Annotated in this window: 24 protein-coding genes and 1 tRNA gene; 19 read left to right on the top strand and 6 right to left on the bottom strand. The window is 68.3% G+C overall.

Annotated elements, in window-relative coordinates; all coding sequences use genetic code 11:
• Positions 1-308: alpha/beta hydrolase (locus HMPREF0975_RS02965; RefSeq protein WP_009232645.1), on the bottom strand; the 308-nt coding region annotated here is incomplete at its 3' end.
• 40 nt (positions 309-348) lie between these two features.
• Between HMPREF0975_RS02965 and HMPREF0975_RS02970 the strand changes: the two genes are divergently transcribed.
• Together HMPREF0975_RS02970 and HMPREF0975_RS02975 are read left to right on the top strand one after the other, a co-directional pair.
• The gene (locus HMPREF0975_RS02970; RefSeq protein ID WP_009232646.1) at positions 349-831 is read left to right on the top strand and encodes an S-ribosylhomocysteine lyase; all 483 of its coding nucleotides are present in this window, start codon (positions 349-351) and stop codon (positions 829-831) included.
• A 202-nt stretch (positions 832-1,033) separates the two neighbouring features.
• Entirely contained in the window at positions 1,034-2,002 is a 969-nt protein-coding gene (locus HMPREF0975_RS02975) for an AlbA family DNA-binding domain-containing protein (RefSeq protein ID WP_009232647.1), read from the top strand.
• Between the two features lie 105 nt (positions 2,003-2,107).
• On the opposite strand, the gene HMPREF0975_RS02980 is transcribed toward HMPREF0975_RS02975, so the two are convergent.
• Positions 2,108-4,423, bottom strand: a complete 2,316-nt coding sequence (locus tag HMPREF0975_RS02980; protein ID WP_009232648.1) for an MMPL family transporter — start codon at positions 4,421-4,423, stop codon at positions 2,108-2,110.
• 129 nt (positions 4,424-4,552) lie between these two features.
• Between HMPREF0975_RS02980 and HMPREF0975_RS02985 the strand changes: the two genes are divergently transcribed.
• From HMPREF0975_RS02985 to mtnN, 3 genes are all read left to right on the top strand, one after another.
• A complete protein-coding gene (locus HMPREF0975_RS02985; protein WP_009232649.1) occupies positions 4,553-5,176 on the top strand; it encodes a TetR/AcrR family transcriptional regulator in 624 nt (207 codons plus the stop codon).
• Positions 5,177-5,532: 356 nt separating this feature from the next.
• Entirely contained in the window at positions 5,533-6,504 is a 972-nt protein-coding gene (locus HMPREF0975_RS02990) for a hypothetical protein (RefSeq protein ID WP_009232650.1), read from the top strand.
• Positions 6,505-6,843: 339 nt separating this feature from the next.
• Positions 6,844-7,584 carry a 5'-methylthioadenosine/S-adenosylhomocysteine nucleosidase gene (gene mtnN / locus HMPREF0975_RS02995; protein ID WP_009232651.1) on the top strand — a complete coding sequence of 247 codons (741 nt, stop codon included), beginning with the start codon at positions 6,844-6,846 and terminating at the stop codon, positions 7,582-7,584.
• A gap of 20 nt (positions 7,585-7,604) precedes the next feature.
• Here the strand turns inward: mtnN and HMPREF0975_RS03000 are convergent, their stop codons facing one another.
• Positions 7,605-7,952, bottom strand: a complete 348-nt coding sequence (locus HMPREF0975_RS03000) for a winged helix-turn-helix transcriptional regulator (protein WP_009232652.1) — start codon at positions 7,950-7,952, stop codon at positions 7,605-7,607.
• Positions 7,953-8,017: 65 nt separating this feature from the next.
• Between HMPREF0975_RS03000 and HMPREF0975_RS03005 the strand changes: the two genes are divergently transcribed.
• Positions 8,018-8,884, top strand: a complete 867-nt coding sequence (locus HMPREF0975_RS03005) for an NmrA family NAD(P)-binding protein (protein WP_009232653.1) — start codon at positions 8,018-8,020, stop codon at positions 8,882-8,884.
• Positions 8,885-8,950: 66 nt separating this feature from the next.
• Here HMPREF0975_RS03005 and HMPREF0975_RS03010 read toward each other — a convergent pair whose 3' ends face one another.
• Positions 8,951-9,259 (bottom strand): thiamine-binding protein, encoded by a 309-nt coding sequence (locus HMPREF0975_RS03010; RefSeq protein ID WP_009232654.1) that lies wholly within the window; start codon positions 9,257-9,259, stop codon positions 8,951-8,953.
• A gap of 87 nt (positions 9,260-9,346) precedes the next feature.
• On the opposite strand from HMPREF0975_RS03010, the gene HMPREF0975_RS03015 reads away from it, so the two are divergent.
• Both HMPREF0975_RS03015 and HMPREF0975_RS03020 read left to right on the top strand, forming a co-directional pair.
• On the top strand, positions 9,347-9,868 hold the full coding sequence (locus HMPREF0975_RS03015; protein WP_009232655.1) for a MerR family transcriptional regulator: 522 nt from the start codon (positions 9,347-9,349) through the stop codon (positions 9,866-9,868).
• Positions 9,865-10,293, top strand: a complete 429-nt coding sequence (locus HMPREF0975_RS03020; RefSeq protein ID WP_009232656.1) for a carboxymuconolactone decarboxylase family protein — start codon at positions 9,865-9,867, stop codon at positions 10,291-10,293. Before HMPREF0975_RS03015 ends, HMPREF0975_RS03020 begins: the two co-directional genes overlap by 4 nt.
• Positions 10,294-10,538: 245 nt before the next feature.
• Here the strand turns inward: HMPREF0975_RS03020 and HMPREF0975_RS03025 are convergent, their stop codons facing one another.
• Positions 10,539-12,122 carry an aspartate:alanine exchanger family transporter gene (locus tag HMPREF0975_RS03025; protein ID WP_049939362.1) on the bottom strand — a complete coding sequence of 528 codons (1,584 nt, stop codon included), beginning with the start codon at positions 12,120-12,122 and terminating at the stop codon, positions 10,539-10,541.
• Positions 12,123-12,606: 484 nt separating this feature from the next.
• On the opposite strand from HMPREF0975_RS03025, the gene HMPREF0975_RS03030 reads away from it, so the two are divergent.
• From HMPREF0975_RS03030 to HMPREF0975_RS03050, 5 genes are all read left to right on the top strand, one after another.
• Positions 12,607-13,299, top strand: coding sequence for a TetR/AcrR family transcriptional regulator (locus HMPREF0975_RS03030; RefSeq protein WP_009232658.1), 693 nt, complete (start codon positions 12,607-12,609; stop codon positions 13,297-13,299).
• A gap of 280 nt (positions 13,300-13,579) precedes the next feature.
• A complete protein-coding gene (locus HMPREF0975_RS03035; RefSeq protein ID WP_009232659.1) occupies positions 13,580-14,092 on the top strand; it encodes a hypothetical protein in 513 nt (170 codons plus the stop codon).
• A 177-nt stretch (positions 14,093-14,269) separates the two neighbouring features.
• Positions 14,270-16,660, top strand: coding sequence for a carbon starvation CstA family protein (locus HMPREF0975_RS03040; protein ID WP_049939405.1), 2,391 nt, complete (start codon positions 14,270-14,272; stop codon positions 16,658-16,660).
• The gene (locus HMPREF0975_RS03045) at positions 16,657-16,968 is read left to right on the top strand and encodes a CstA-like transporter-associated (seleno)protein (RefSeq protein WP_009232661.1); all 312 of its coding nucleotides are present in this window, start codon (positions 16,657-16,659) and stop codon (positions 16,966-16,968) included. Before HMPREF0975_RS03040 ends, HMPREF0975_RS03045 begins: the two co-directional genes overlap by 4 nt.
• Positions 16,969-17,043: 75 nt before the next feature.
• Positions 17,044-17,568, top strand: a complete 525-nt coding sequence (locus HMPREF0975_RS03050; RefSeq protein ID WP_009232662.1) for a VanZ family protein — start codon at positions 17,044-17,046, stop codon at positions 17,566-17,568.
• 140 nt (positions 17,569-17,708) lie between these two features.
• Here HMPREF0975_RS03050 and HMPREF0975_RS03055 read toward each other — a convergent pair.
• Positions 17,709-17,792: transfer RNA gene (locus HMPREF0975_RS03055), tRNA-Leu, on the bottom strand.
• A 262-nt stretch (positions 17,793-18,054) separates the two neighbouring features.
• Here HMPREF0975_RS03055 and HMPREF0975_RS03060 point away from each other — a divergent pair.
• The 6 genes from HMPREF0975_RS03060 to HMPREF0975_RS03085 form a co-directional block, all read left to right on the top strand.
• On the top strand, positions 18,055-18,762 hold the full coding sequence (locus HMPREF0975_RS03060) for an FhaA domain-containing protein (RefSeq protein ID WP_009232663.1): 708 nt from the start codon (positions 18,055-18,057) through the stop codon (positions 18,760-18,762).
• Positions 18,759-19,235 (top strand): FHA domain-containing protein FhaB/FipA, encoded by a 477-nt coding sequence (locus HMPREF0975_RS03065; protein WP_009232664.1) that lies wholly within the window; start codon positions 18,759-18,761, stop codon positions 19,233-19,235. The genes HMPREF0975_RS03060 and HMPREF0975_RS03065 overlap by 4 nt, the downstream gene beginning before the upstream one ends.
• Positions 19,232-20,662: a PP2C family protein-serine/threonine phosphatase gene (locus HMPREF0975_RS03070; protein ID WP_009232665.1), complete on the top strand. Its 1,431-nt coding sequence runs from the start codon at positions 19,232-19,234 to the stop codon at positions 20,660-20,662. Before HMPREF0975_RS03065 ends, HMPREF0975_RS03070 begins: the two co-directional genes overlap by 4 nt.
• Before the next feature lies 1 nt (position 20,663).
• Entirely contained in the window at positions 20,664-22,424 is a 1,761-nt protein-coding gene (locus HMPREF0975_RS03075) for an FtsW/RodA/SpoVE family cell cycle protein (RefSeq protein ID WP_009232666.1), read from the top strand.
• Positions 22,421-23,920: a peptidoglycan D,D-transpeptidase FtsI family protein gene (locus HMPREF0975_RS03080; RefSeq protein WP_009232667.1), complete on the top strand. Its 1,500-nt coding sequence runs from the start codon at positions 22,421-22,423 to the stop codon at positions 23,918-23,920. Before HMPREF0975_RS03075 ends, HMPREF0975_RS03080 begins: the two co-directional genes overlap by 4 nt.
• The coding region (locus HMPREF0975_RS03085; protein ID WP_009232668.1) for a serine/threonine-protein kinase at positions 23,917-24,793 on the top strand (877 nt) is incomplete at its 3' end. The genes HMPREF0975_RS03080 and HMPREF0975_RS03085, both read left to right, overlap by 4 nt.

Raw genomic sequence — 24,793 nt, forward strand, 5'->3', positions numbered from 1 at the left:
CCGATGACGACCGGGGCGGGCGGTGTCGGCAGCCCCAGCGCGGCCCGGCCGCGTGAGGCGGTGGCAAGCTCCTCCAGGACGTCGATGAGGTCCTCCACGAGGACCTCCCCGGCCCGCTCGAGCCGGGCCTGCGTCCACCGCGGGGACAGGCCGTGCCCGCGGGCGTCGACCGCGACGACCCGGTACCCGCGCTCCACCCAGTGGTCGATGGCCTCGGCCAGGGAGACCGCGGAGCCGGTGATGCCGTGGAGCAGGACCAGGGTGGGGGCGCCGTCGGGCCCCGAGACGATGCGCGACAGTGGAGTCATGCCCCCATCCTGCCCTGTACCCGCCCCGTAGGCTGGCCCCATGAGCGAGACGAGCGAGCAGAGCACGCCGAGGATGAACGTCGAGTCCTTCAACCTGGACCACACCAAGGTCGCCGCGCCGTATGTGCGCGTGGCCGACCGCAAGGAGCTGCCGGGCGGGGACGTGCTCGTCAAGTACGACGTGCGTTTCTGCCAGCCCAACCGCGAGCACCTGGAGATGGAGGCCGTGCACTCCATCGAGCACCTGAGCGCCGAGCTCATGCGCAACCACACCGACCGCCTCATCGACTTCTCCCCCATGGGCTGCCAGACCGGCTTCTACGCCCTCATGCTGGGGGTGGAGACCGAGGAGTTCCTGCCGCTTCTGGAGGCGACCTTCCGCGACCTCCTCGATGCCGAGGAGGTGCCCGCGGCCAACGAGGTCCAGTGCGGCTGGGGAGCGAATCACTCGCTGACCGCGGCCCAGGAGGCAGTGCGCGGCTTCCTCGCCGACCGCGAGGAGTGGACGCGGGTCATGGCCTGACAAGCCCGAACCGCCTGATCGGGCCACCGTCCGGCCGTGCCCTAACGACCCGGCAACCCCTGTTCCGGAAGGGTGAGGCACCAAGGCCGCGCGTCGTCAAGCCCCGTCACCGAGCCCGGTCCGGCACCGACCGTACCCTGCAGCCGCAGCCCCGCCCCTGTCCGCGCCGCGAGGCACCGATCCGCAGAGAGCCGTGAAGTCCGTGGAAAGCATCGAGACCGTCACCATCACCAATCCCGCCAACCCCGTCCTCATCTGGTGGGTCGTCGCTCAGCCGCTGCTGCTCCTGCTGTCCTACCTGGTGGGGCGGGCGACGCGCTTCCTGCTGCGTGGGCGGGTCACCGTCTCGGACGCTGCGGCCACCCTCATCGCGCTCGTCGGCCTGTGGCTGGGGCTGCTGCTGGCGGGCTGGCTCTTCGACGAGGGCGACCTGTTCTCGGTCAAGATGCTGGTGACCTCCTGCGGCGTGGCGGCCGTCGTACTGATCGTGACCTCCGCGGTCCTGGCGCGCCTGCAGTGCCACCGCACGCTGCAGCCGATCGCGGAGGTCGCTCAGATGGGCGAGTCAGACCGTCTGGAGTTCAAGTCCTCAGCGCGCTGGAACCTGCGCACGGACAAGCGCGATGAGGCGATGGAGGAGGTCGTGGCCAAGACGGTGGCGGCCTTCATGAACTCCGCGGGCGGCACGCTCCTGCTCGGGGTGGCGGACGACGGCTCCCTCATCGGCCTGGGCCCTGACTACTCCACCCTCAAGCAGCCCGATGCCGATCGCTTCGAGCTGTGGCTGCGCGGAATGTGGCGCACGCGCATGGGCACGAACGCCGCCGCACTGCCGCAGGTGGACTTCGCGCCCACGCCGGACGGGACCGCGGAGGTGTGCCGGGTGACCGCGCCCCCGTCCCCGCTGCCGGTCTACCTCAAGCCAGCCAAGGGACGCGACGGAGCGGCGCTGTGGGTGCGGGTCGGCAACTCGACGCGGCGCCTGGAGGTTGATGACGCCGTGGACTACGTCATGCTGCGCTGGCCGCGGATCAACCACGTGGCCTGGCCGATCCGGCTGGGCAACTTCCTGCTGCGCCGCGACCAGTCGCCCCGGGCACTGCCCATCAACCCGGCCGCGGCCGTCACCGCGGCCACGGCCTCCCGGGACGATGAGGGCACAGGCCAGTAGGCCGTCGTAGGCCACGGGGTTCGGCGAGGCAGCACGATGCCGGCAAGGGCGGGTCAGGCGGTTTCCCGCCTGACCCGCCCTTGCCGGCCACCGCGAGCGCCAGGTTCAGGACACCGCAGTGGTCTCCATCTCCTCGGCCTGATCATCCACAGAGTCCGTCTCCGGTCGGGCCGACTGGTCGGCATCGGCAGCCTCCTGCTCCAGAGCGTGCTCCAGGTTCTCCCCCTCGACGTCGACGACCGGGAGCAGCCGGTCCAGCCATGCCGGCAGCCACCAGGCCTTCTCCCCCAGTGCCGACATGAGCGCGGGAATGAGGGTCATGCGCACCAGGAAGGCATCGGCGGCGATCCCGACAGTCAGACCGAGGGCGATGGGCTTGACGTAGACGTTGTCAGTGTGGACGAAGGCCGCGAAGACGCCGACCATAATGACGGCCGCCGCCACGACGACCTTCGCGCTGCCCAGGAACCCGGCCTTGACCGCCGCCACGGCCGCCTCACGGCGGGCCTCGGGAGTCGCGTCGCTGCGCCGCCGTCGGGTCCACTCCTCGCGCATGCGCGAGACGAGGAAGACCTGGTAGTCCATGGCCAGCCCGAACAGGACTCCCATAACGATGACCGGCAGGAAGGAGATGACGGCGCCGACCTTGGAGACGGCCAGGAGGTCGGCCGCCCAGCCCCAGCCGAAGACGGCGCCAACGGCGCCCATGCCCGCCCCCAGCGACAGCAGGTATCCGAGGGTCGCGGTCAGGGGAACGGCGATGGAGCGGAAGACGACCATGAGGAGGATGAGCGACAGGCCCACCACCACGACGCCGAAGGGGATGAGGGCGGCGTTGAGCTCCTCGGCAACATCGATCGCGACGGCGGTCTGGCCGGTGACCATGACATCGGTGAGTCCGTAACGGCTCTCGTAGTCGCCGGCGTGGGAGCGGATGTCGTGCACCAGCTCTATCGTGGCGGGGTCGGCCTGGGACTTCTCGGGACGGATCTGGACTAAGGCGAGGGTCCCGTCCTGGTTGGGAGTGGCCAGGGAGATTCCCTCGACGCCGTCGAGCTGGGAGAGCTCCTGGGCCAGGCCCTGGACCGCGGCTACAGAATCGGAGGGCTGAGAAACGTCGGCGATCACGACGATGGGTGAGTTGTAGCCCTCGCCGTAGGCCGCGGCGACGGCGTCGTAGGTCTCGCGCTGCTGCGATCCCTTCTCGGCGAAGCCGTTGTCGGTCAGAGCCAGGCGCAGGCCGCTGGCGGGGATGGCGCACAGTCCCAGGAGGACAACGACGGCGCCGATGGTCGTCCAGGGGCGGCGGGTCACTGCGCGCACCCAGCGGGACGCTGGCCTCCGGTCCGCGTCCGCGCCGTCATCGGCGGCCTTGCGGCGGCGCGGGAGCAGACGCTCGCCGAGAATGCCGATCAAAGCGGGGACGACCGTCAGCGCCACGAGTACGGCCACCGCCACGACTGCCGCCGAGGCCAGTCCCATCGTGGTCAGGAACCTGATGCCGGCCACGTTCAGACCGCACAGGGCCACGATGACCGTGGTTCCGGCGAAGACGACAGCTCCTCCGGAGGTGGCGGTGGCCCGCTCGGCGGCCTCGGCCGGATCGACACCATCGGCGAGGTACTCGCGTGCCCGCGAGACGATGAACAGGGCGTAGTCGATACCGACTGCCAGCCCAATCATGACGGCCAGGACCGGGGTGGTGGAGTTGATGTCGGTGATGCTCGCCGTCGCGAGGATGCCGAGCATGCCGACGCCCACACCGACGGCGGCGGCGATGAGCGGGGTACCCGCAGCCATGAAGGAACCGAAGGTGATGAGCAGGACGATCGCGGCGATGGCGACGCCGACGAGCTCGACGGCGGAGATGCCGATCCCCACCTCCTGGTCGATGTTGCCACTGCGCTGAACTGTCAGGGACGAGTCCATGGCCTCGGTGCGTTCGGCCAGGGTGTCGAGGTCCTTGGCGACGGTTTTGGCCTTCGGCGTGGTTCCGGTGGTGATCGAGCCGACCGAGGTGTCGGCCTGCACCTGGACCAGGACGTGGGCGCCGTCAGCGGAGACGGTTGACGCCGCCCCCGTGGCCTGATCCCCGAAAGGCGGGGAGACCATGGCGACGCCGTCGATCTGCGAGGCCCGAAGAGCGAAGGCGTTGACGGCCTCGGCGTGGTTCTCGATACGGCCGTGAGAGCTCGTGATGAGGACCTGCTCGCTCGTGCCCGCCGCCTGGGGAAGCCGATCGGAGAGGACCTCCAGGCCGAGCATCGACTCGGTGCCGGAGATGGTGAAGGTGTCGTCGAGCTGGATGCCGGTGGTGGCCACGACGCCACCGAGGGCGGCTATGAGCAGTGCCCAGGCAGCGAGGACCCGGCTGGCGTAACGGGCGCACCACCGGCCCACGGATAGGAGGAAGGCGGACATGAAAGACCTTTCAGAAGGCACGGGGATGATCAAGTTCGATACAAAAACGTACTGGATACGAATATGTATTGAAACCTGGATCGTTGTGACTCCCCACACCCCCGCTACACCGGTAAGGTGGGCAGTCTCATGACACCGAGCACCAACTCACCCGCCGCCGAGCGCACGCTGCGCAAGCGGGAGAACACCCGCGCCCGTCTCATCGAGGCGGCCGCGGACATCGTCGCCTCCAAGGGCATCGCCAGCACTCGCATTGACGACGTCGTCAAGCAGGCCGGCTTCACCCGGGGCGCCTTCTACTCCAACTACTCCTCACTCCAGGACATCCTGACCGAGGCCATCGTCATGCGATCCAACACCTTGTTGTCGCAGGTCACGCAGGCCATCGACTCGTTCGAGGGCGCCCCAACGATGGACTCGCTCATGGAGCTGCTCGAAGCCATCCGTCCCGAGGCCCGAACCATCTACTTGCTGACCACCGAGTACTCGCTCTTCCAGCTGCGCAACCCCGGCAGCCCGGCGATCCCCGGAACAGCTCGCGCCGATTTCACCGCCAGGCTGTCCGGGACGGTCGAAAAGGTTCTCGCCCGCATGGGGCGCCGCCCCACCGTTCCCACGGCGAACCTGGCCGATATCGTCAGCCTGCTCTTCATGGACTCGATCGCCGAGAACATCGACAGCACTAGGCTGCGCGACCTCATTGAGGCGGTCATCGTCGGGCTGAGCACATCCGACGCAATCGACAACTCCTGAATCGCACCACACCAGAGCTTGCCTCCTGGCGAAGCGACGGATTCCGCCCCCACACAAGGTGCACATCGACACCATCCCCGGCGACAGAAGGCCACAGCTACCAGCCGACTCCCGCTGCACGCTCTCTACAGCGCCTCAACAGAGCCACCAGGCGGCGAATCTGTCCAGATGGGACGACTTTGAATCACGGCAGCCGCACCGCGGTCTACAAAAGCCCAGGTCATCGCCCTGTTACTTCCAGACACCAGATCCGACCAACCACCAAAGTCGTCCCATCTGGACAAAACGGACACACCTCAATCCACACCCCCCACTCCAGCGAGACACATTTTGATGATGTTTGACATCATTTACGTATGGATAAGTCATCCAGAATCGAGGGGCTGCTGGCGAGTCTCGCCGCTCACCAGGGAGCAGCGCGCCTGAGCACGCTGTGCAGCACGCGGACCGAACGTCGTCTTGTTACCCGAGCCGCCGCCGATGGGCTCATCACTCTTCACCCGAACCACGTGGCCGCGCTGAAGAGCGCCGACCCTCGTTTCATCCTCTGCCGACGCATCAGGGGTGTCATCACCTGCGCCCATGCGATGCAGCACTACGGCCTACCGCTGCAATCAGCGCCCACAACGTTGCATATCGCCATACCCTGCAACCAGGGCCACATACCGGACGCAATCGGGCGCGTCGTCACCCATCGGTTGAGTGGCCTCATTCTCCCCGCCGCAGATGCAGCACCGGTGGCACCCGTGGAGCAGGCGCTCATCTGTTACCTGCGTTGCGCGGATGAGCTTGATGCACTCATCGCACTCGATGCAGCCTTTCGACTTGGTCTGACTACCCGCCCTCAGCTCGAGAGCCTCCTACAGGGTCCGCGGAACCGCCGCTCCCGCAAGCTTGTGTCGCGCTCGCGCCCCGACGCTCGCTCTCTCCTGGAGACGATCGCCCGTTACGAGCTGGAAGAGGCCGGATACCGGCCAGCGACGGCAGTGTCCGTCCCCGGCGTCGGAGAGGTGGACCTGGTGCTGACAGCTCACCCACAAGACCTCGTCTCCGGCCTCACGCCCGGCACCAAGGCACTTCGAGCAGGCAGCCACCCGACGCTTCTCATTGAGACGGACGGCTACGCCTTCCACTCTTCCCGTCTCGACTGGGAGCACGACCACCTGCGCGACCAGGCCGCAATCAGCGCACGCCACGTCCCATTGCACCTAACCAGCCGACAGGTCCTCCAGCACAGCACGGTCGAAATTGTTGCCCCCATCGCCATGCGCATGGGGATCACCCCGATCATCCACTCCAGGCGGGGCGATGGCGCCCTCACCCCATAGGTTCCATGCAGGACGGGCACGGCAGACAAACCGGGAAAGTCGCCACATGGATCATCGGCGGACGCAGTCTGCCGCATCTGCCCGCCCCAGGAGTCAGCCGTTCCGACTCTCGACCCACGGACGTATGACTGCAGCATGTCCTCAGGGGAACGACCTCAACAGAGCTGCCATGCGGCGAATCTGTCCAGATGGGACGACTTTGAATCACGGCAGCCGCACCGCGGTCTACAAAAGCCCAGGTCATCGCCCTGTTACTTCCAGACACCAGATCCGACCAACCACCAAAGTCGTCCCATCTGGACACTTTCAGGGCTCGGGCGGCCTCTGTAGGCTCGGCGCGTGAGTCGCACCAGTGCCGCCGTGATCGTCTCCTGCGCCATGGCCGAGGAGGCCCAGCCCTTCGTGGACGCCCTGCCCGAGCGCACGGGAGCCCAGCCGCCGACTCTGCCGGGTTCCGCGCAGGCCTGGTCCCTCCAACTTCCCGGCGACGAGCGCGAGCTCATCCTGGTGCGCAGCGGCATCGGGCTCGTGGCGGCCGCGAGCGCCCTGGCGGCTGTCCTGACCCAGGTTCGCCCCGGCACCGTCGTCTCGGCGGGGACCACCGGTGGGCTCGGTCGACAGGTCGAAGTCGGCGATGTGTGCGCCTCGGCGAACCTGGCCTACACCGATGCCGACGCCACCGCCTTCGGCTACGTCCGCGGCCAGACCCCGGGTCAGCCGGAGACCTTCGCCGGGGACCCAGCCCTCCTGGACCGCCTGGAACAGGTAGGACCGGCGGCCCTGCGCAGCGCCACGGCCTCGTCCGGATCGGCCCGGTTGCACGTCGGCCGAATGCTGGCCGGGAACTCCTTCATCACGGCCGCGAACGTGACCGACACCCGCGAGGTCTTCCCTACGGCACTGAGCACGGACATGGAATCGACGGCACTGGCACAGGTGGCCGCGAGCGCCGGCATCCCCTTCGTCTCGGTGCGCGGCGTGTCCGACCTGTGCGGCCCGGAGGCGGGCCAGGACTTCCACATCGCGGCCGAGGAGGCCGCCGCCCGCAGCGCCGCGGTCGTCCTGGCCCTCCTGGGCTGATCCACTGACAGCCCCGAGGCTCACCGGCGTGAATCGGGCCGAGGTGTAAAAGCCGACGTCGGGCAGCTGATACCCCACTCATACATCGCGTCGAGTACCGGCCGCAGGCTCCTGCCCAGGTCGGTGAGCTCGTAGACCACGCGGGGCGGCACCTCGGGATAGGCGTTCCGGTTGACGATCCCACGTGACTCAAACATCCGCAGCCGGTTGGTCAGTGTGTGCGCGCTGATCCCCGGCAGGGCGGCGCGCAGCTCCCCGAAGCGCTGCGGACCATGCATGAGCTCGCGCACGATGAGCGTCGCCCACGGCCCGTCGAACAGCAGCAGGAACCTCGCCACCCCGCACTCGGGAAGATCGACCTCGCTCATAACATCGAAACCTACCCCAATAGTGCAGTTGACGTAACTGATGCATCGTATGCACTAATGGCGTCATGGCTGACATCGTTCATGGCGCCACGGGCGCTCAAGGCTCTCCCATCCTGTCCGCTCTGACCTCCGCCGGGCGCACCGCCATCGCAGCGGTCCGCCATCCTGAGGCGGTCCCCGACGGCATCGTCGCCCGGCAGGTCGACCTGGCCTCGGTGGCCTCCCTCGCCTCCGCCTATAAGGGCGCCGACGGCGTCTTCGTCCACCTGCCCATGGGCGCACCCGAGGCGGCGGCCGCCCAGGCCCGGGCCGTCGTCGAGGCGGTCGCCCAGGCCCGCCCCGGCCGCGTCGTCATCTCCACCAGCGGGCAGATCGTCGACCAGCCGGGCTCACCGCTGCAAGCGACCGCGGACAGCCCCATCATGACGCTCATCGACGGCGTGACCGGAAGCGGCGTCCCCACGGCCGTGGTCGCCCCACGCCTCTACCTGGAGAACCTTCTCCTGCCGGTCGTCGTGGACCCCGCGCGTCAAGAGGGTGTGCTGCGCTACCCGCTTCCGGCGTCATTCCCTGTCTCCTGGAGCTCGCACCTGGACGTGGCCGACGTCGTCGTCAGCCTGCTCACGGATGCCTCCCCCACCACGGGCACAGTCGGCGTCGGCCACCGGCCCGGACTGACAGGACCGGACCTGGCCACGGCCTTCTCCAGCCACCTGGGCCGCGAGGTCCGCTTCGAGGACATCACACCGGAGGCCTTCGGCGAGCTCATCACGCCGCTCTTCGGGCCGGCCGCGGCTCCGGTTCTCGAGCTTTACCGGGCGCTCAACGCGCAGGATGGCAACACCATCGCCGAGGACAGCAGCGCCCAGGAGCTCCTGGGACTCCGGCCGCGCCCGATCGAGCAATGGCTTGAGGACCTGGCGGTCTCATAGCCGGGCTCACCGACATTTTCTTCATAGATGACCCGGAGCCGCGTCGTTTGTGAAGAAAATGTCGGTTTAGTCAGCCTCGCGCAGGCGGGCCTCGACGCGCTCGACCTTCGCGGTCATCTGGCCGGTCCAGCCGGGGCGGATGTCGGCCTTGAGGACGAGCGCCACGCGCGGACTTACCTCGGCGACCGCCTCGCAGGCCCGTTTGACCACGTCCATGCACGCGTCCCACTCGCCCTCGATCGTGGTGAACATCGAGGTCGTCTCATAGGGCAGTCCCGAGTCGCGCACCACGCGCACGGCTCGGGCCACCGCCTCGGAGACCGAGCCGTCGGGCGCCTCGGTGGTGGTCGGGGACACGGAGAAGGCGACGAGCATGCGGCCAGGCTAGCCCCGCTGCATCGCTCGGGCCACCGCGCCGACGCTCTTGCCTTCGAGCGCACTCAAAGCCCTACGGTCTGCGTCATGACCAACGCGACCATCCCGGGCAGCGAGCCCGACGATGTCCGGCTCCGCGAGGCTCTGCGGCTCGTCACCGTCCCGCCCAGCGACGACATCGGACCGGAGGGGTGGCCCGACGCGACTGGCTGGGACATTGCGACCACCGCCCACCGCCTGGGCATCAGCGCCCACACTCTGCGCTACTACGAGCGAATCGGGCTCGTGCGGGTTGGGCGCGACGCCTCCGGGTACCGCCGCTACGACGCCGCGGCCGTACGGCGCCTGGTCTTCCTCACCCGGATGCGCACCTCGGGCATGACAATCAGCGACCTACAGCGCTATGTCGACATGATCGAGGCCGGTCGGGACACGGTACTCGAGCGCCTGGCCATGCTCACCGAGCACCGAAGTGTTCTGCACACCCGGATCGATGAGCTCCGGCTCGCCCTGGCCGCCACCGAGCACAAGATCGCCGCCTACACGCGGGAGCTAGAAGAGCAGGCCACCACGCACAACATCGACACTGACAAGGAGAACCCCTCATGACCACTGAGAACACTCACCCCCAGGACGACGTCAACAGCCCCGAGAACCTGGCCCGGCGCGAGCGCGGCCTGGAGGTCGCCCGCTCAGTCGACGGCGAGGCGGCCCAGGCCGTTATCGACTCCCTGGCGGACATCAGTCCGGCGCTCGGCCACCACATCGCCGCCTTCGGCTTCGGGGACGTCTACGCCCGCCCCGGGCTCGACCCGCGCAGCCGCCAGCTCGTCACAATCGGTGTGCTCACGGCCCTGGGCGGCTGCGAGCCGCAGCTAAGGATCCATATCGGGGCGGCGCTCAACGTGGGTCTGACCCGCGAGGAGATCGTCGAGGCGATCCTGCACACCTCGGTCTACGCCGGTTTCCCGCGAGCGCTCAACGCCACCTTCGTGGCCCGCGAAGTCTTCGCCGAGCGCGACGCCGCCGACTGATCGTCCGCATCGGCCTGTATCGCGCGGCCTCAGCAGGTCGCGACAGAGGCGTACGTGTCCAAATCGGTGACAAAGGCGGGCTCTACGTGCACACCGCCACAAAGAAACCGCATGATTCCGCGGTTCTATTGACGGCATGATCGGGCCGCAGGCTTCTTTGTCACCGATTTGGACACCACCGGGCCGATTCGACCCAGATCCGGTGACCCAAGAAGCGCTCGCCCGTGCACCGCCAGGATCCGTATCTACAGCGCCACGAGGATCTGGACCATGACGATCTTGACGACGATGGCCAGGGCGAACAGGGTCACGTAGCCGGCCTCGATGCGCTCATCGTCGCGTTTAGACAGGGCGAAGGCGAGGATCGCGGGCTGCCCGACGAGCCCGGCCAGGCCGCCAGCAGCGCGCTGCGCGGAGACCCCGGCCCAGCGCGCCCCGGCCAGCAGGACGATCGCGCTGACCGCCACGACGAGCGCGGCGAGCACCCCCACCTTGAGCCCCGTTGTCGAGAAGGCCGACGCCGCGAAGTCCGGCCCCGAAGCCAACCCGATCGCGGCCAGGAAGAACAACAGCCCCAGCTGGCGGATGGTGGCATTAGCGGCGTGCGGCAGCCCCCATACGAAGGGGCCGGTACGCCCCACCCACCCCAGGATCATGCCGACGACGAGCGGCCCGGCCGCCACCCCGAGCCGCAGGGTGATGCCACCGGGCAGCGGGATCGCGACCAGCCCCAGCAGCACTCCGAGCGCCATGCCGATGCCCACAGAGAAGGCGTCGATCTGGGCGATGGAGCGCTCGGAATCGCCGAACCAGTCGGCGGCCTTCTCCAGCTCGTCGCTGGGGACGACCGCCAGCACGCGGTCGCCGAGCTCCAGGACGAGGTCCTCGCTGGCCAGCAGGTCGAGGTCCCCGCGCTTGACGCGGGTGATGACGCCCTGGAAGCGCCCGGGCATATCCACTTCGGCGATGGTGCGCCCGGCCACGCGCGTGGAGGAGACGGTCAGGCGCCGGAAGTCGACAACGCTGCGATCCTTGGCCAGGCACTTGTTGAGCCCGGTGCCCAAGTCGTGCATGGCGGACTCGACGGCGGCCGGCGCCCCGACGATGACGACCTTATCCCCGGGCAACAGCTCCTCACCGGGGCTGACGACTCGGGTCTCGCCGTCGCGTTCCAGGTAGGAGATGCGGATGCGCCCCTCCTTGAAGGCCTCCATCTCGCCGAGGGCCACCCGCTGGAGCAGGTAGACGCTGGTGGCGGTGATGCCGTCGGCGCTGGCGGGCCGCGGGTCGTGGCGCCCGGGCCAGGACCGCCCCACGACCCCGGCCACGATGAGGATGGCGACGGCCACGCCCACGGGGTAGGCCAGGGCGTAGCCGACGGCGGGCTCCTGGGTGCCGGCCGCCTCGATGGCAGCGTCGAGCACCGGTGAGGTGAGGGCACCCGCGAAGGCGCCGGAGTCCATCGCCGGGCTCACGCCGGCCAGATGAGAGTAGAGGCCGCCCGCCCCGCCGGCGATCACGAGCGCGACGACACACAGGGCCATGAGCGGCAGCTGCTTGCGCAGGTTGCGGAAGAAGGTGTTGCCGGCGGCCAGGCCTACGGTGTAGCAGAACAGGGCCAGGCCGAGACTTCGCAGCAAGGTGAGGTTCGCGCCCAGGCGGGGGTCGAGGGCGCCCACCGCCAGCCCCACAAAGAGGGCCCCGGCGGCCCCGAAGCGGATCGGCCCAAGCGGGATCTGCCCGACGGCGGTCCCCAGGCCGATGACGAGGAAGACGGTGAGGATCGGCGCCTGCGCGAGGACGTCGAGGGCGGGATGGAGCACGGACACGACGTCAGGGTAGCCGCACGCCCAGAACGCCCAGCATGCCCCGCCCACTGATCCAGGCACAGGTCCCAGCCGAGCACAGATATGTGTCGCCGAGAGGTGCCATAGTAAGGATGCCTTCCACGGCGAGTCGCCCCTGTCACCTGCTTGATTCAGCAGGGTGTCGACCCACCGGGAGGAGGTGAAGGGAATGTGCAGAAGGTACCGCCCTCGGCACGCAGCCTCGAAGGATGCCGGACAGCACAGAGCCCCGACGTGGTGCGAGATGGTTAGCGCCCTCGCAGCCGCCGTCGGAGCTCTTGTCGGCTTGATTCAGCTCCTCCGGAGCTGATGCCCCTTCGGGAGTCATCCGGTGGCAGCCGGGTGGCTCCCTCTCATTGTGACACGTCGGGTATCCATATGGGAACTGCAGGCATCACATGGACACCGCGGGACACTCCACCGCCATTTTTAGAGCTTTTACTCTAAAAATGGCTACAGTACTTCCATGCCCGACGACGTCCCCACGCACTCCTCCTCTCCCAAGCCCTCAAGACCCCCACGCAGCCCCAAGCGCACGGCCCGACGCCGCACCGAGATCCTGGATGCCTCCCGTCACCTGTTCGCCCAGCACGGCATCGACCCTGTTACCACCAACCAGATCGCCGCCGAGACCGGTATCAGCCCGGGGAACCTGTACTACTGGTTCCGCTCCAAGGCGGAGATCGTCCGCGCCCTGTTCGACGAGTGGGCCGAGCGCATGCGCATCCCCACCGAGCAGGTGTCCGAACCGGTCGACGCCCTACGCGCACTGTGGAACCGCACCACCCAGACGCAGCAGCCGGACCCGGCCTATGCCTTCTTCCTACGCGACCTCCTCCCCCTTCTCCACACCGACCCGGTCCTGGCCAAGGCCTACCGCCAGGGCTACACCACCCGCCGCGACGAGTTCGTCCGCGCCGTCGAGCGCATCATCGATGCCGGGCTCCTGCACCCACCGGCCCCACCCACCACCATCCGTGACCTCGTGAGCCTGCTCTGGCTCATCTCGGAGACCGCCCAGCCCTTCGCCAGCATCGTCGACGACGCCCGCATCGACTCCCAGTGCTACGGGCGCGCCATCATCGAACCGCACCTGACCGAGGCCGGTCGCCGCGCCCTACACCTTCCCACCAACGCCGACAACGGAGACCACGCATGATGTCCCCTGCCGACCCTTCAGGCATCGGTCTCGACAGCTCCGAGCCCGACCGCACAGACTCAACAGACTCAGCTTCAAAGGACTCCGGCCGCCGATCCCGCGGCGTCACACGTATCGCGGCCCCTTCACCGCCAGTACCCTGGAGCAGGCCGTCCTCGACTCGCTCACCGAGGCCGCCCCGGACGGCGCTCAGCTCGTCTGGGTCACTGAGGCATCGGCCGTCGCGAGACTGGGTGACCTATACGTCGAGGCCACCCAGGCGATCGCCGACGACGCGCGGATGTCGGCGGACTCCTTCGCCTGGTTCCGCAACGACCGCTCGCAGATCGACGCCCACCGCGACGGCCTGACTCTCGACTGCCAGGGCCTGAGCAGCACCATGCTGGTGGCGGCCAAGATCCTGCCCGCCCAGTCGCGCGAGGCCTCCGACGACTTCTGGGTCAAGAGCACTCGCGAGGTCCATACCGCCACTGCCCGCACCTACGGGATCATCCGGGTCAACGACGTCGACGATCCCCGCAACCGCCTCGACGGCGGCCGCCTGCTCCAGCACGTCCACCTGGCCGCGACCGCCGCTGGACTCGGGCTGCACCACATGAATCAGGTGACCGAGCGGATCGCCCGCGATGCCACGCAGGGCCTGCCGGACCGGTTCTCGCAGCGCTGGGCCGCCGCCACCGGCGTCCCGGCAAGCCAGAGCCTGCTCGCCTTCCGCGTGGGCCACACCGAGCGCGCCGCGCGGCCCAGTCCGCGGCGGGACCTGGGCGACGTCATGCGTGACGCCGGACAGTAGCGCTCAGAAGGAGCACCCAATAAGTAGGATAAATAGGACGGATGCCAGGGGCGGAAGACGAGCGCGCCGCCGCCGGACTCGCCATTGCTTCCCTTCCGCAACCAGGAGGAATACCCTGGGGCCGTCACCGGAGACGATGACGCCACACCTTTTCTCGACGACGAGAACGGAACCCCGATGCCTCAGAAAGAAGCCTCGCTGCCCACCTACACGGAGCAGGAGGAGAAGCGGATCATTCGGAACGCCGACGGCGTTCCTGTCGGCATACGTCCTGACAATCGTTGGACACCCGCGCGGATCGCCACGTGGGTGGTCATCACGGCCCTGGGCGTTCTGGGCTGGTGGATGCTGGCGGTCGTGCGCGGCGAGCACGTCAACACCATCTGGTTCGTGGTCACCGCCGTGTGCACCTACGCGATCGGATACCGCTTCTACGCCCTCTACATCCAGCGGCGCATCATGCGCCCCGACGACACCAACGCCACCCCGGCCGAGCGCATCAACAACGGGCGCGACTTCGACCCCACCCACCGCGTCGTCCTCTACGGCCACCACTTCGCGGCCATCGCCGGCGCCGGTCCGCTGGTCGGCCCCGTCCTCGCGGCCCAGATGGGCTACCTGCCCGGCACCCTGTGGATCATCATCGGCGTGCTCGTGGCCGGCGCGGTCCAGGACATGCTCGTCCTGTTCTTCTCGATGCGCCGCGGCGGGCGCTCACTGGGCCAGATGGCCACCGACGAGATCGGCAAGATCGGCGGCATCGTGGCCACCGTGGTCGTCTTCGTCATGCTCATGATCGTCCTGGCCGTGCTGGCCATGGTCTGCGTCAACGCCCTGGCGGCCTCCCCCTGGGGCGTGTTCTCGGTGGGTATGACGATCCCGATCGCCATCGGTATGGGCCTGTGGCTGCGCTTCGTCCAGCCCGGCAAGATCACTCAGGTCTCCTTCGTCGGCTTCGGCCTGCTCATCGCCGTCATCATTGGCGGGCGCTGGGTGGCCGAGTCCTCCCTCGGTCACTACCTGCACCTGTCCCCCACCACCTTGGTGTGGGCCATGATCGTCTACGGATTCCTGGCCGCGGTCCTGCCCGTGTGGGTCCTGCTCACCCCGCGCGACTACCTGTCCACCTTCATGAAGGTCGGCACCATCACGATCCTGGCCCTGGGCATCATCATCGTGCGCCCCCTGGTGGAGATGGCCGCCGTCACCGAATTCGCCTTCAACACCGACGGCCCGGTCTTCGCCGGCACCCTCTTCCCCTTCCTGTTCATCACCATCGCCTGCGGGGCCCTGTCCGGCATGCACGCCATGGTCTCCTCGGGCACCAGTCCCAAGATGGTGGAGAAGGAGACCCAGGTCCGCATGATCGGCTACGGCGGCATGCTCATGGAGTCCTTCGTGGCGATCATGGCGCTGGCGGCCGCGGTCTCGCTGAGCCCGGGCATCTACTTCTCCATGAACACCTCGACCGCGACCATGGAGAAGCTCGCCGGCCCCGAGATCGTCGACGCCCAGCCCTGCAACACCAACAATGACCCCGAGCACCACTGCGAGAAGCTCGCCGAGGCCGCCGTGGCCAAGCTCGGCGTCACCGACGCCCAGGGCCGCAAGCTCAACCCCGAGTGGGACTCCTGGGACGATCAGGGCAACCCCAAAACCTACACGGGCGCCGAGGCTCTGGAACGCCTGGCCGGCGACGTCGGCGAGCCCAACGTCGTCTCGCGCACCGGAGGCGCTCCCACCCTGTCGGTGGGCATCGCCCACATCCTCCACCAGATCGGCGGCGGACGCGCCATGATGGGCTTCTGGTACCACTTCGCCATCATGTTCGAGGCCTTGTTCATCCTCTCGGCGGTCGACGCCGTCACCCGCGTGGCCCGCTTCCAGCTTTCCGACGCGCTGGGCAACGCCTTCCCCAAGTTCAAGGACCCGTCCTGGCATGTGGGCGCCTGGGGGACCACGGCCGTCGTCGTCGCCTCCTGGGGCGCTTTGCTCCTCATGGGCGTGACCGACCCCCGCGGCGGCATCCAGACGCTGTATCCGCTGTTCGGCATCGCCAACCAGCTCATCGCGGCCGTGGCCCTACTGGTGGTCACCGTCATGGTCGTGCGCAAGGGCTACACGAAGTGGGTGTGGATCCCGGCCATCCCACTGGTCTTCGACACGACGGTCACCTTCGTGGCGTCGTGGCAGAAGATCTTCTCCGACGACCCGCTCGTGGGCTACTTCCAGCAGCATCGCAACGCCCTGGCCAAACTGGAAACGCTCACCGACCCGGCTGGCATCGAAGAGCAGCGGGCGATCGCGCGCAACACGATGATCCAGGGAACACTGTCGATCGTCTTCCTGGTCATGGTCGCCTTCGTCATGGTGTGCGCCCTCATCCGCATCATTCAGACGATCCGGACCCGGGACACGACGACGTCGGAGGACCCGTACCAGGAGTCCAACTTCTACGCGCCCGAGACAATGATCGCCTCCTCGCTCATGAAGAAGGTCTCCCAGGAGTACGAGCAGGTCGGGGATCCGGCCCTCATCCCCCACAAGGCCCACGCGGAGAAGTCATGACGCGCACCGGTCCGATGACGCAGCCGGCAGAGCAGTCGGAGAGAAGACCGACGGCACGGACCGGCACCCGCCGCCGGGCACGTGAGGCCCTGGCTCGGGCACGCATCCTGTGGCGGGACATGACCGGAGAATCCGCCTACGACCGCTACCTGGCCCGGTACGCCCGCGAGCACGCCGACTGCCCGAACGGCCCCGACAGCGCCCATGGGTCGGGACACGAATCGGGGCACGGCCCCATGAGCGAGCGCGAGTTCTGGCGCGCCCGGGCCAGGCGGGCGGAGACAGAGATCTCGACCGGCTGCTGCTGAGCCCTGGGCACACCCCCTGTGCTCGGATCGTTACCGCCCGCCTTCCGGGGTCCTCGAAGGGCGGGCGGTAGCGTCGTGAGCGTGCCCACCCAGCAGCCCACCCCCCAAGCCCTGACCTCCGCCGACGCCGACAGCACCCACCCCACCAACAGCCCTGACAGCTTTGACAACCCTGACAACACTGTCACCCCCGCCGTCACCACCCACGAGCGGATCGCCCGCGTCGCGGCGGTCATCCTCCTGATCATCATCTGCATTGCGGTCGTGTGGCCCTCGGGGCGAGAGGTCGCCGAGCTCAAAGACTCGCTGGGGCCGGCCTTCCTCAGCTCGGAGGGCAAGGACGTCGTCCTCAACCTGGTGATGCTGGCACCGGCCACCTTCTGCGCCGTCGCGGGCTGGCGGGACATCCCCTGGTGGATGTGGGCGCTCGTGGGCTGCGTCATCGGACTGAGCGCCGAAGTGCTCCAGAGCCTCCTGCCGATGCTGGAGCGGCGGCCCTCGCTGGCCAATGTCGGACAGAACGCCGTGGGCGCCTGGGCCGGCGCCCTGGCCGCCTGGTACCTGCTGCGCCGCCGGCACCCCCGGCCCGCCTCGATCTGAGCCCCTTGAGCCTCGCCGGGACGGCTGAGCCGCATTGGAGGAGCCGATAGCCCCAACGACGGCGCTCGCCGCTGCGGAGAGCGGAAAGAACGGAGACGGCGAAAGGCCCGGGCCGTGTGGCCCGGGCCTTATCCCTTGCGTGCGCGGGGGGGGACTCGAACCCCCATGATCGTAAGATCACACGGACCTGAACCGTGCGCGTCTACCAATTCCGCCACTCGCGCGAGAAGCGAGCATGAGACTAGCCTCCCACCCCCACCGTCGTCCAATCCTCTACCCCATATCGGACCGTGAGACCGCTCACGACACAATTACCTCACACAGGCAGGGCCGTCTTCCCTGCAATGTCTTCGATACCGTTACGATGGGAACGGTATCGGCCTGCATGCAGGTCCGTGTCCGTGCAGGCCCATAGCGAGGCGGGACAGTCCCGCCTCCCGGCTCCATCCCGGGGGCCGCCACACCACATTGGGGGAGGTACTGTCCATGGGATTCCTGGACAAGTTCGAGAAGGGCGTCGAGAACGTCACGAACCGCGCCATGTCCCGCTTCTCGGACGACATCGAGCCCATCGAGATCGCCTCGAAGCTCCGCGAGACCATGGACAAGCGCGCCGCGTCCTTCGCGCGCGACCGTTCAGTGGTCCCCAACATCTTCCGCATCCACCTCACCCCACCGAGCATCGAACGCATCACGGCCTGGGGTCAGGACGAGATGGTGCGTCAGATGGAGGAGGTCGCCACCTCCCACGCCGCCGACCAGGGCTACTCCTTCGTCGGCCCGGTGGAGGTCTCCTTCCTTGTCAACAACACCCCCAACGCCCCAGCCATCGAGGTCGAGTCCTCCACGCGGCGCGGCGCCGCCGCCCCGGCTGCCTCGGCCACCGCTTCCCCGGCACACCCGATCGTCGACATCAACGGCCAGCGCTACCTCCTCACCGGCCCGGTCACCGTTATCGGACGCGGCTCGGAGGCGGACATCATCGTCGACGACTCCGGCGTCTCACGGCGTCACCTAGAAATCCGTCTGACGCACGGCAACGCCATCGCCAGCGACCTCGGCTCCACCAATGGCACCTTCGTCGAGGGCCAACGCGTCGACGCCGTCACACTCGTGGACGGCAATACCCTCACCATCGGCCGCACCCAGATTCTGTTCTGGGACGGCACCCAGAACAGCGGAGTCAACGGGTGAGCGCACTCGCCTTCACGATCCTACGGCTGGGCTACCTGGTCCTGCTGTGGTTTTTCCTGTACCTCATCGTGCGCGTCATGCGACGCGACATGGCCGATTCCCCCACCGCATCCCCTGCGCGTCGGCGCTCCGCAGGTGCTCCCGAACAGCCCGCGGGTCCTCCCCCGCGGGGCCGACGGCGTAGCGCCACGCGTCTGGTCATCACCGAGGGCCCCCTGGCCGGCTCGACCGTGCCCCTGAGCCCCTCGTCGATTATCATCGGCCGCTCGCCCTCGTGCACCCTGGTCCTCGACGACTCCTACGCCTCGTCGCGCCACGCCCGCGTCTTCCCCAAGGACGGCGCCTGGTGGCTGGAGGATCTCGGCTCTACCAACGGAACTATGATGGACGGCCGCCCCGTGCACGGCGCCGTGGAGCTCCCCATGAACATTCCTGTCAGAATCGGCCAAACGACGCTGGAGCTGCGCTCATGACCATCTCCCTGCGCTTCGCCGCGCGCTCCGACGTCGGCCTGGTCCGCCAGTCCAACCAGGACTCGGGCTACGCCGGCCCCCACCTGTGCCTGCTGTGCGACGGGATGGGCGGACCCGCCGGTGGAGACATCGCCTCGGCGGTCGCCATCGAGCACCTCATGCCGCTGGACGCCGACTCCCATCAGGCCGGTGAGCTGCTGGGTCTCATGCGCGAAGCAGTCCAGGCCGCTCACACCGAGCTCGTCACCCTGTCTTCCCAGGATCCCGACCTCGCCGGTCTGGGCACCACTTGCATCGGCGTCATGCGCAGCGGCAACAAGCTCGCCATGGTCCACGTGGGTGACTCGCGCGCCTACATGCTTCGCGACGGCACCCTCACCCAGGTCACCACCGACCACACCTTCGTGGAGTACCTCGTCGAGACCGGGCGTCTCACCCGCGACCAGGCCCGCCAGCACCCCCAGCGCTCGGTACTCCTGCGCGTCCTGGGCGATACCGAGGGAGAGGTCCAGCTCGACGAGTCGATTCGCGAGGCGGTTCCCGGCGACCGCTGGCTGCTGTGCTCCGACGGCCTGAGCGGCCCGGTGACCGCCGAAACCATCGGGGAGGTCCTGGCCGGCGTCGCCGACCCCGGCCAGGCCGCCGACCAACTCGTGGACCTGGCGCTGCGCGCCGGCGGACCAGACAACGTCACCGCCGTCGTCTTCGACGTCGTCAAGGACGACCCCGAACCCCAAACCGTCCCGCAGGTGGTGGGCAGCGCCGCCACCGAGCGCCTGGCCCAGGAGCGCGCGGCGGCCGCTCACCGCAAGACCGGGGGCGAGACCGAGACCAAGGACACCGAGGGGGCCAGCCCCGCCGCCAAGGCTGCGGCCCTCATGGCCACTTTGGAGGAGCAGCCCGAGTCCACGTCCAAGAAGGACTCTTCCGACGTCGACGAGGCCATTGCCGCCGAGGCCGCCACCCAGGAGAAGGCCCGACGGCGCCACCGACGCCGCGTGCTGGTGGGAGGCCTTGTTCTGATCGTCACGCTCGTCGGTGCCAGCGCCCTGTTCTACCGCTGGACCCAGACCCGCTACTACGTCTCCACCTACGACGGCCAGGTCGCCATCTACCAGGGCATTCCCCAGTCCATCGGTCCCCTCAAGCTGAGTCATTCGGTCAAGGCCTACGCGGACCTGCCGGTGGAGAAGCTCGATGACAACATCCGCGAGCGCCTGGAGGCCACCGTCACCCAGAAGTCGATGAGCGACGCGCAGACCTACGTGGACAAGACGGTCCGCTCCTACCTCAAGCAGGCCGCCCCCCGGCAGAATCCCTCGACCCCCACCGCCACACCCTCCCCCACTGCGGCGCCAGCTCCCGCTCCCACTCCGGAGGCGCCCGCCGAACCGGCTCAGCCCGACCAGGCCGGGCAGGAGGAATGAGATGACCGCTGCTCCAGGCCCCCTGGGCGCCCCCGCGGGCGTTGCGACGATCCAGCCCGCCGGCACCGCGAGACGCTCGGGCCGGTGGGCGGAGGCAGCGCTGCTCGGCGTCGCCCTGGTCCTCGGCCTGGGCGGCTTCGTGCTCACCGCGCTCAACCGCACCGGCTCCTCGCCCGCGCAGACCGTCATGCTGGGAGGCGCCTTCCTCGGTCTGACCATCTTCATGCATCTGTGGGTGCGCTACACCGCCCCGTGGGCGGACCCGGTCCTCCTGCCGGCGGCGGTGGCCCTCAACGGGATCGGCCTGGCCATGATCCAGCGCCTGGATCTGGCCTATGAGGTCAACGAGCAGTGGCAGTTCTACGTCGGGTCTAAGCAGCTGGTCTGGACGCTGCTGGGCGTCATCCTCTTCTGCGCCGTGCTCTTCCTGCTACGCGACTACCGGCGCCTGCGGCGCTGGGACCGCTGGGCCATGTGGTCCGGCCTGGTCTTCCTGATCCTGCCGTTCCTGCCCTTCATCGGCCAGAGCATCAACGGGGCCCGGATCTGGATCCGGATCGGCCCCATGAGCTTCCAGCCGGCCGAGCTGTCAAAGGTGCTGCTCGCGGTCTTCTTCGCCTCCTACCTGGTGGCCAACCGGGACAACCTGGCCCTGGCGGGCCGCAAGTTCCTGTGGATGAGCCTGCCGCGCGCCCGGCACCTGGGACCCCTGTTCATCGTGTGGGGCGTGAGCATCTGCGTCCTGGTCCTCCAGAAGGATCTGGGCTCCTCGGTCCTGATCTTCGGCCTGTTCGTCGTCGTACTGTATGTGGCCACCGACCGGCCCTCCTGGCTGCTCATTGGCGCCGCGCTGTTCCTCCCGGCGGCCTGGTTCGCCGCCACTCACCTCCACCACGTCCAACAGCGCATCAACGGGTGGCTCCACGCCACCGACGACGCTGTGTACAACGCCGCAGGCGGCTCCTGGCAGCTGCTGACGGGAATGTTCGGCATGTCCACCGGCGGGCTCATGGGAGCAGGCTGGGGCAAGGGCTCACCGACTCTGGTCACCTTCGCCAACTCCGACTTCATCTTCGCCTCGTTGGGCGAAGAGCTGGGCCTGACCGGAACGCTCGCGATCCTCATGCTCTACCTCGTCCTCATCCAGAGGGGGCTGCACACCGCCGTCTTGCTGCGCGACGGCTTCGGCAAGCTCCTCGCCGTCGGCCTGTCCTTCGCCATCGCCCTGCAGATCTTCGTCGTCATCGGCGGCGTCACACGGCTCATCCCGCTGACGGGACTCACCCTGCCCTTCCTGGCCTACGGCGGCTCCTCGCTCATCGCCAACTGGGCCATCCTGGCCCTCCTGCTGCGCCTGTCCGACGCCGCCCGCCGTCCGGCCACCCACGCTCCACGAATCATCGACACGGCCGAGCTGCCGGTCTCCCTGCGCCGTCGGGTCCAGGACGCCGGAGCCGAGGAACCGGCCGAGGGCGCCGCCGTCGACGACGTCCCCGCCAACGCCCCCCAGGACGGCTATGACGACGTCTCCGGCGCCGAACCGACCGGCGCAGGAGACTACGGGCCCCCGGCGGCGGCCCCGAGTCCCGGGGACCCCTATTACCCGCCTCAGGACCACATTGCGCCCGACGACGATTTCCCCACGGTCACCGTCAGCCCGGAGGCGCCTCCTCCACCGCGCACGGCACCGGATGGGGAGACGCTGCGCTCATCGCGCGCGCCGGGTTTCACTGATGACAGCGACAGGAGGCAGCAGCAATGAACAGACAGATCCGGCAAGTCGCCTTCCTGGTACTGGTCATGTTCACCGCACTGTCCCTGTCCGTCACCAGTGTCCAGGGCCTGGCCCGACCCGCCATCTGGGAGCCGCTGTCTTCCAACGGCGCCCTCAACTCCGACGGACGCAATTCCCGCACCGTCAACCGAGAGTTCGGCACCGACCGCGGCCCGATCCTCCTCGCCGACAAGACCACTATCGTCAGCACCGAGAAATCCGACGATGGCCAGGGCTCCGAGGACTATCAGCGGGTCTACGCCAACGGGCCGCTCTACGCTCCGGTCACCGGCTATTTCTCGCCCGCCTTCGCCTCCATGACGGGCCTGGAGCGGGAGGCGAACTCCGTGCTCAACGGGGACGACCCCTCCCTGTTCTCCTCGCGGATCAAGACCCTCGTGACTGGCGGCTCGCAGAAGGGCGGCGCGGTCGAGCTGACCATCAACCCCGAGATCCAGCAGGCGGCCTATGAGGCCCTGGGCAACCGCGAAGGTGCCGTCGTCGCTCTGGACCCCAGTACCGGAGCCATCCTCGCCATGGTCTCCTCTCCCTCCTACGATCCCAATCAGTTCGCCTCCCATGACGCGAACGCTGTCACCGAGATCAGCACAACCCTTAGCGAGGACTCCTCCCGACCGCTGGACAACCGGGCCATCGCAGGCAACCGCTACCCGCCGGGGTCCACCTTCAAGATCATCACCACCGCGGCGGCCCTGCGCACCGGCAAGATCACCCCGGATCAGGAGGTCGATGCCCCCGACACCATCACCCTGCCGGGCACCAGCCACTCCCTGGAGAACTACGGCGGGGAGTCCTGCGGCGGGAGGACGAGTTTCTCCCACGCCTTCGCCCAGTCCTGCAACACGCCTTTCGCCCAGCTGGCCATGGACGTCGGCGAGGAGGAGCTCGCCGAGGAGGCCCACAACTGGGGCTTCGACTCCAAGCTCTCCATTCCGCTGACCGTCACTCCGTCCACCTACCCGGACAACGACTCCCAGGCGCAGACGGCGATGGCCGGTATCGGCCAGGCCTCGGTGCAGGCCACGCCGATGATGATGGCGATGGTGGCGGCCACCGTGGCCAACAACGGGGAGCAGATGACCCCTTATCTGGTCTCGCGCACTCTGGACCCTGACCTCAACGAGGTCGACACCACCTCCAAGAAGGTGGCCCGCACCCCGATCGACCCGGCCACCGCCAAGTCCCTGTCCTCCCTCATGCAGACCGCCGTGACCGATGGCACGGGCAGCACCGCCCAGGTGGCCGGAGTCCAGGTGGCCGGTAAGACCGGCACCGCGGAGACCGGTTCGGACACCGGCCCCACCACCTGGTTCGTGGGCTTCGCCGGAACCGACATCAACAAGCCCCAGATCGCACTGGCCGTCGTGCTCGACGGCAACGCCGAGACCGAGGACAACGCCACCGGGGGCAAGGTGGCCGGTCCCATCGCCGCCCAGGTCATCGATGCGGCGGTGGACCAGTGAAACCGGTTGCCGGGCTCCAGCTTCAGGGGCGCTATGAGCTCGTGGAGCAGATCGCCCTGGGAGGCATGGGCCAGGTGTGGCGCGCCACTGACCTGCGCTCGGGCCGGGCCGTGGCCGCCAAGATCCTGCGCCCCGAGCTGACCGGCGACGAGATCTTCTTGTCCCGCCTGCGCGCGGAGGCCAGGAACTCCCAGGGCTTGCGCCACCCCAATCTCGCCGTCGTTCTGGACTCCGGAGAGAAGGACGGTACCGGCTGGCTCATCATGGAGCTCGTCCAGGGCCGTGCCCTGTCCGACATCATCGCCGAGAAGGGCACCCTGTCCCCGGCCGAGATCCTGCCGGTTCTGGCGCAGGTGGCCCGCGCCCTTCAGGTCGTTCACGACTCCGGCGTCGTCCACCGCGACGTCAAGCCCTCCAATATCCTCATCAACCGCGAGGGCCTGGCCAAGCTCACCGACTTCGGCATCTCCACGGGCATCAACCAACGCCCGCTGACGGCTTCCGGCATGGTCATGGGCACCGCCCAGTACCTCGCCCCCGAACAGGCCATGGGCAACATGGCCACCCCGGCCGGCGACCTCTACGGGCTGGGCATCATCGCCTACGAGGCCCTGGTGGGGCGTCGCCCCTTCAGCGGCGCCACCCAGGTGGACATCGCCTTCGCCCACGTCAACGAGGAGGTGCCCGCCCTTCCCGACACCGTTCCGCCGCAGGTTCGCGAGATCGTCCTCAAGCTGCTCGCCAAGAAGCCGACCGACCGGCCGCACTCGGCTCGTGAGGTTGCCCGCACCCTGGACCGGGCGGTCGTGAACCTGCCCACAGACTCCTGGGATCCCCGTGAGGCGCTCAGCTGGGAGTCCACCGGCCGCCGCG

The organism is Actinomyces sp. oral taxon 849 str. F0330, from assembly GCF_000239715.1.
Classification (GTDB): domain Bacteria; phylum Actinomycetota; class Actinomycetes; order Actinomycetales; family Actinomycetaceae; genus Actinomyces; species Actinomyces johnsonii.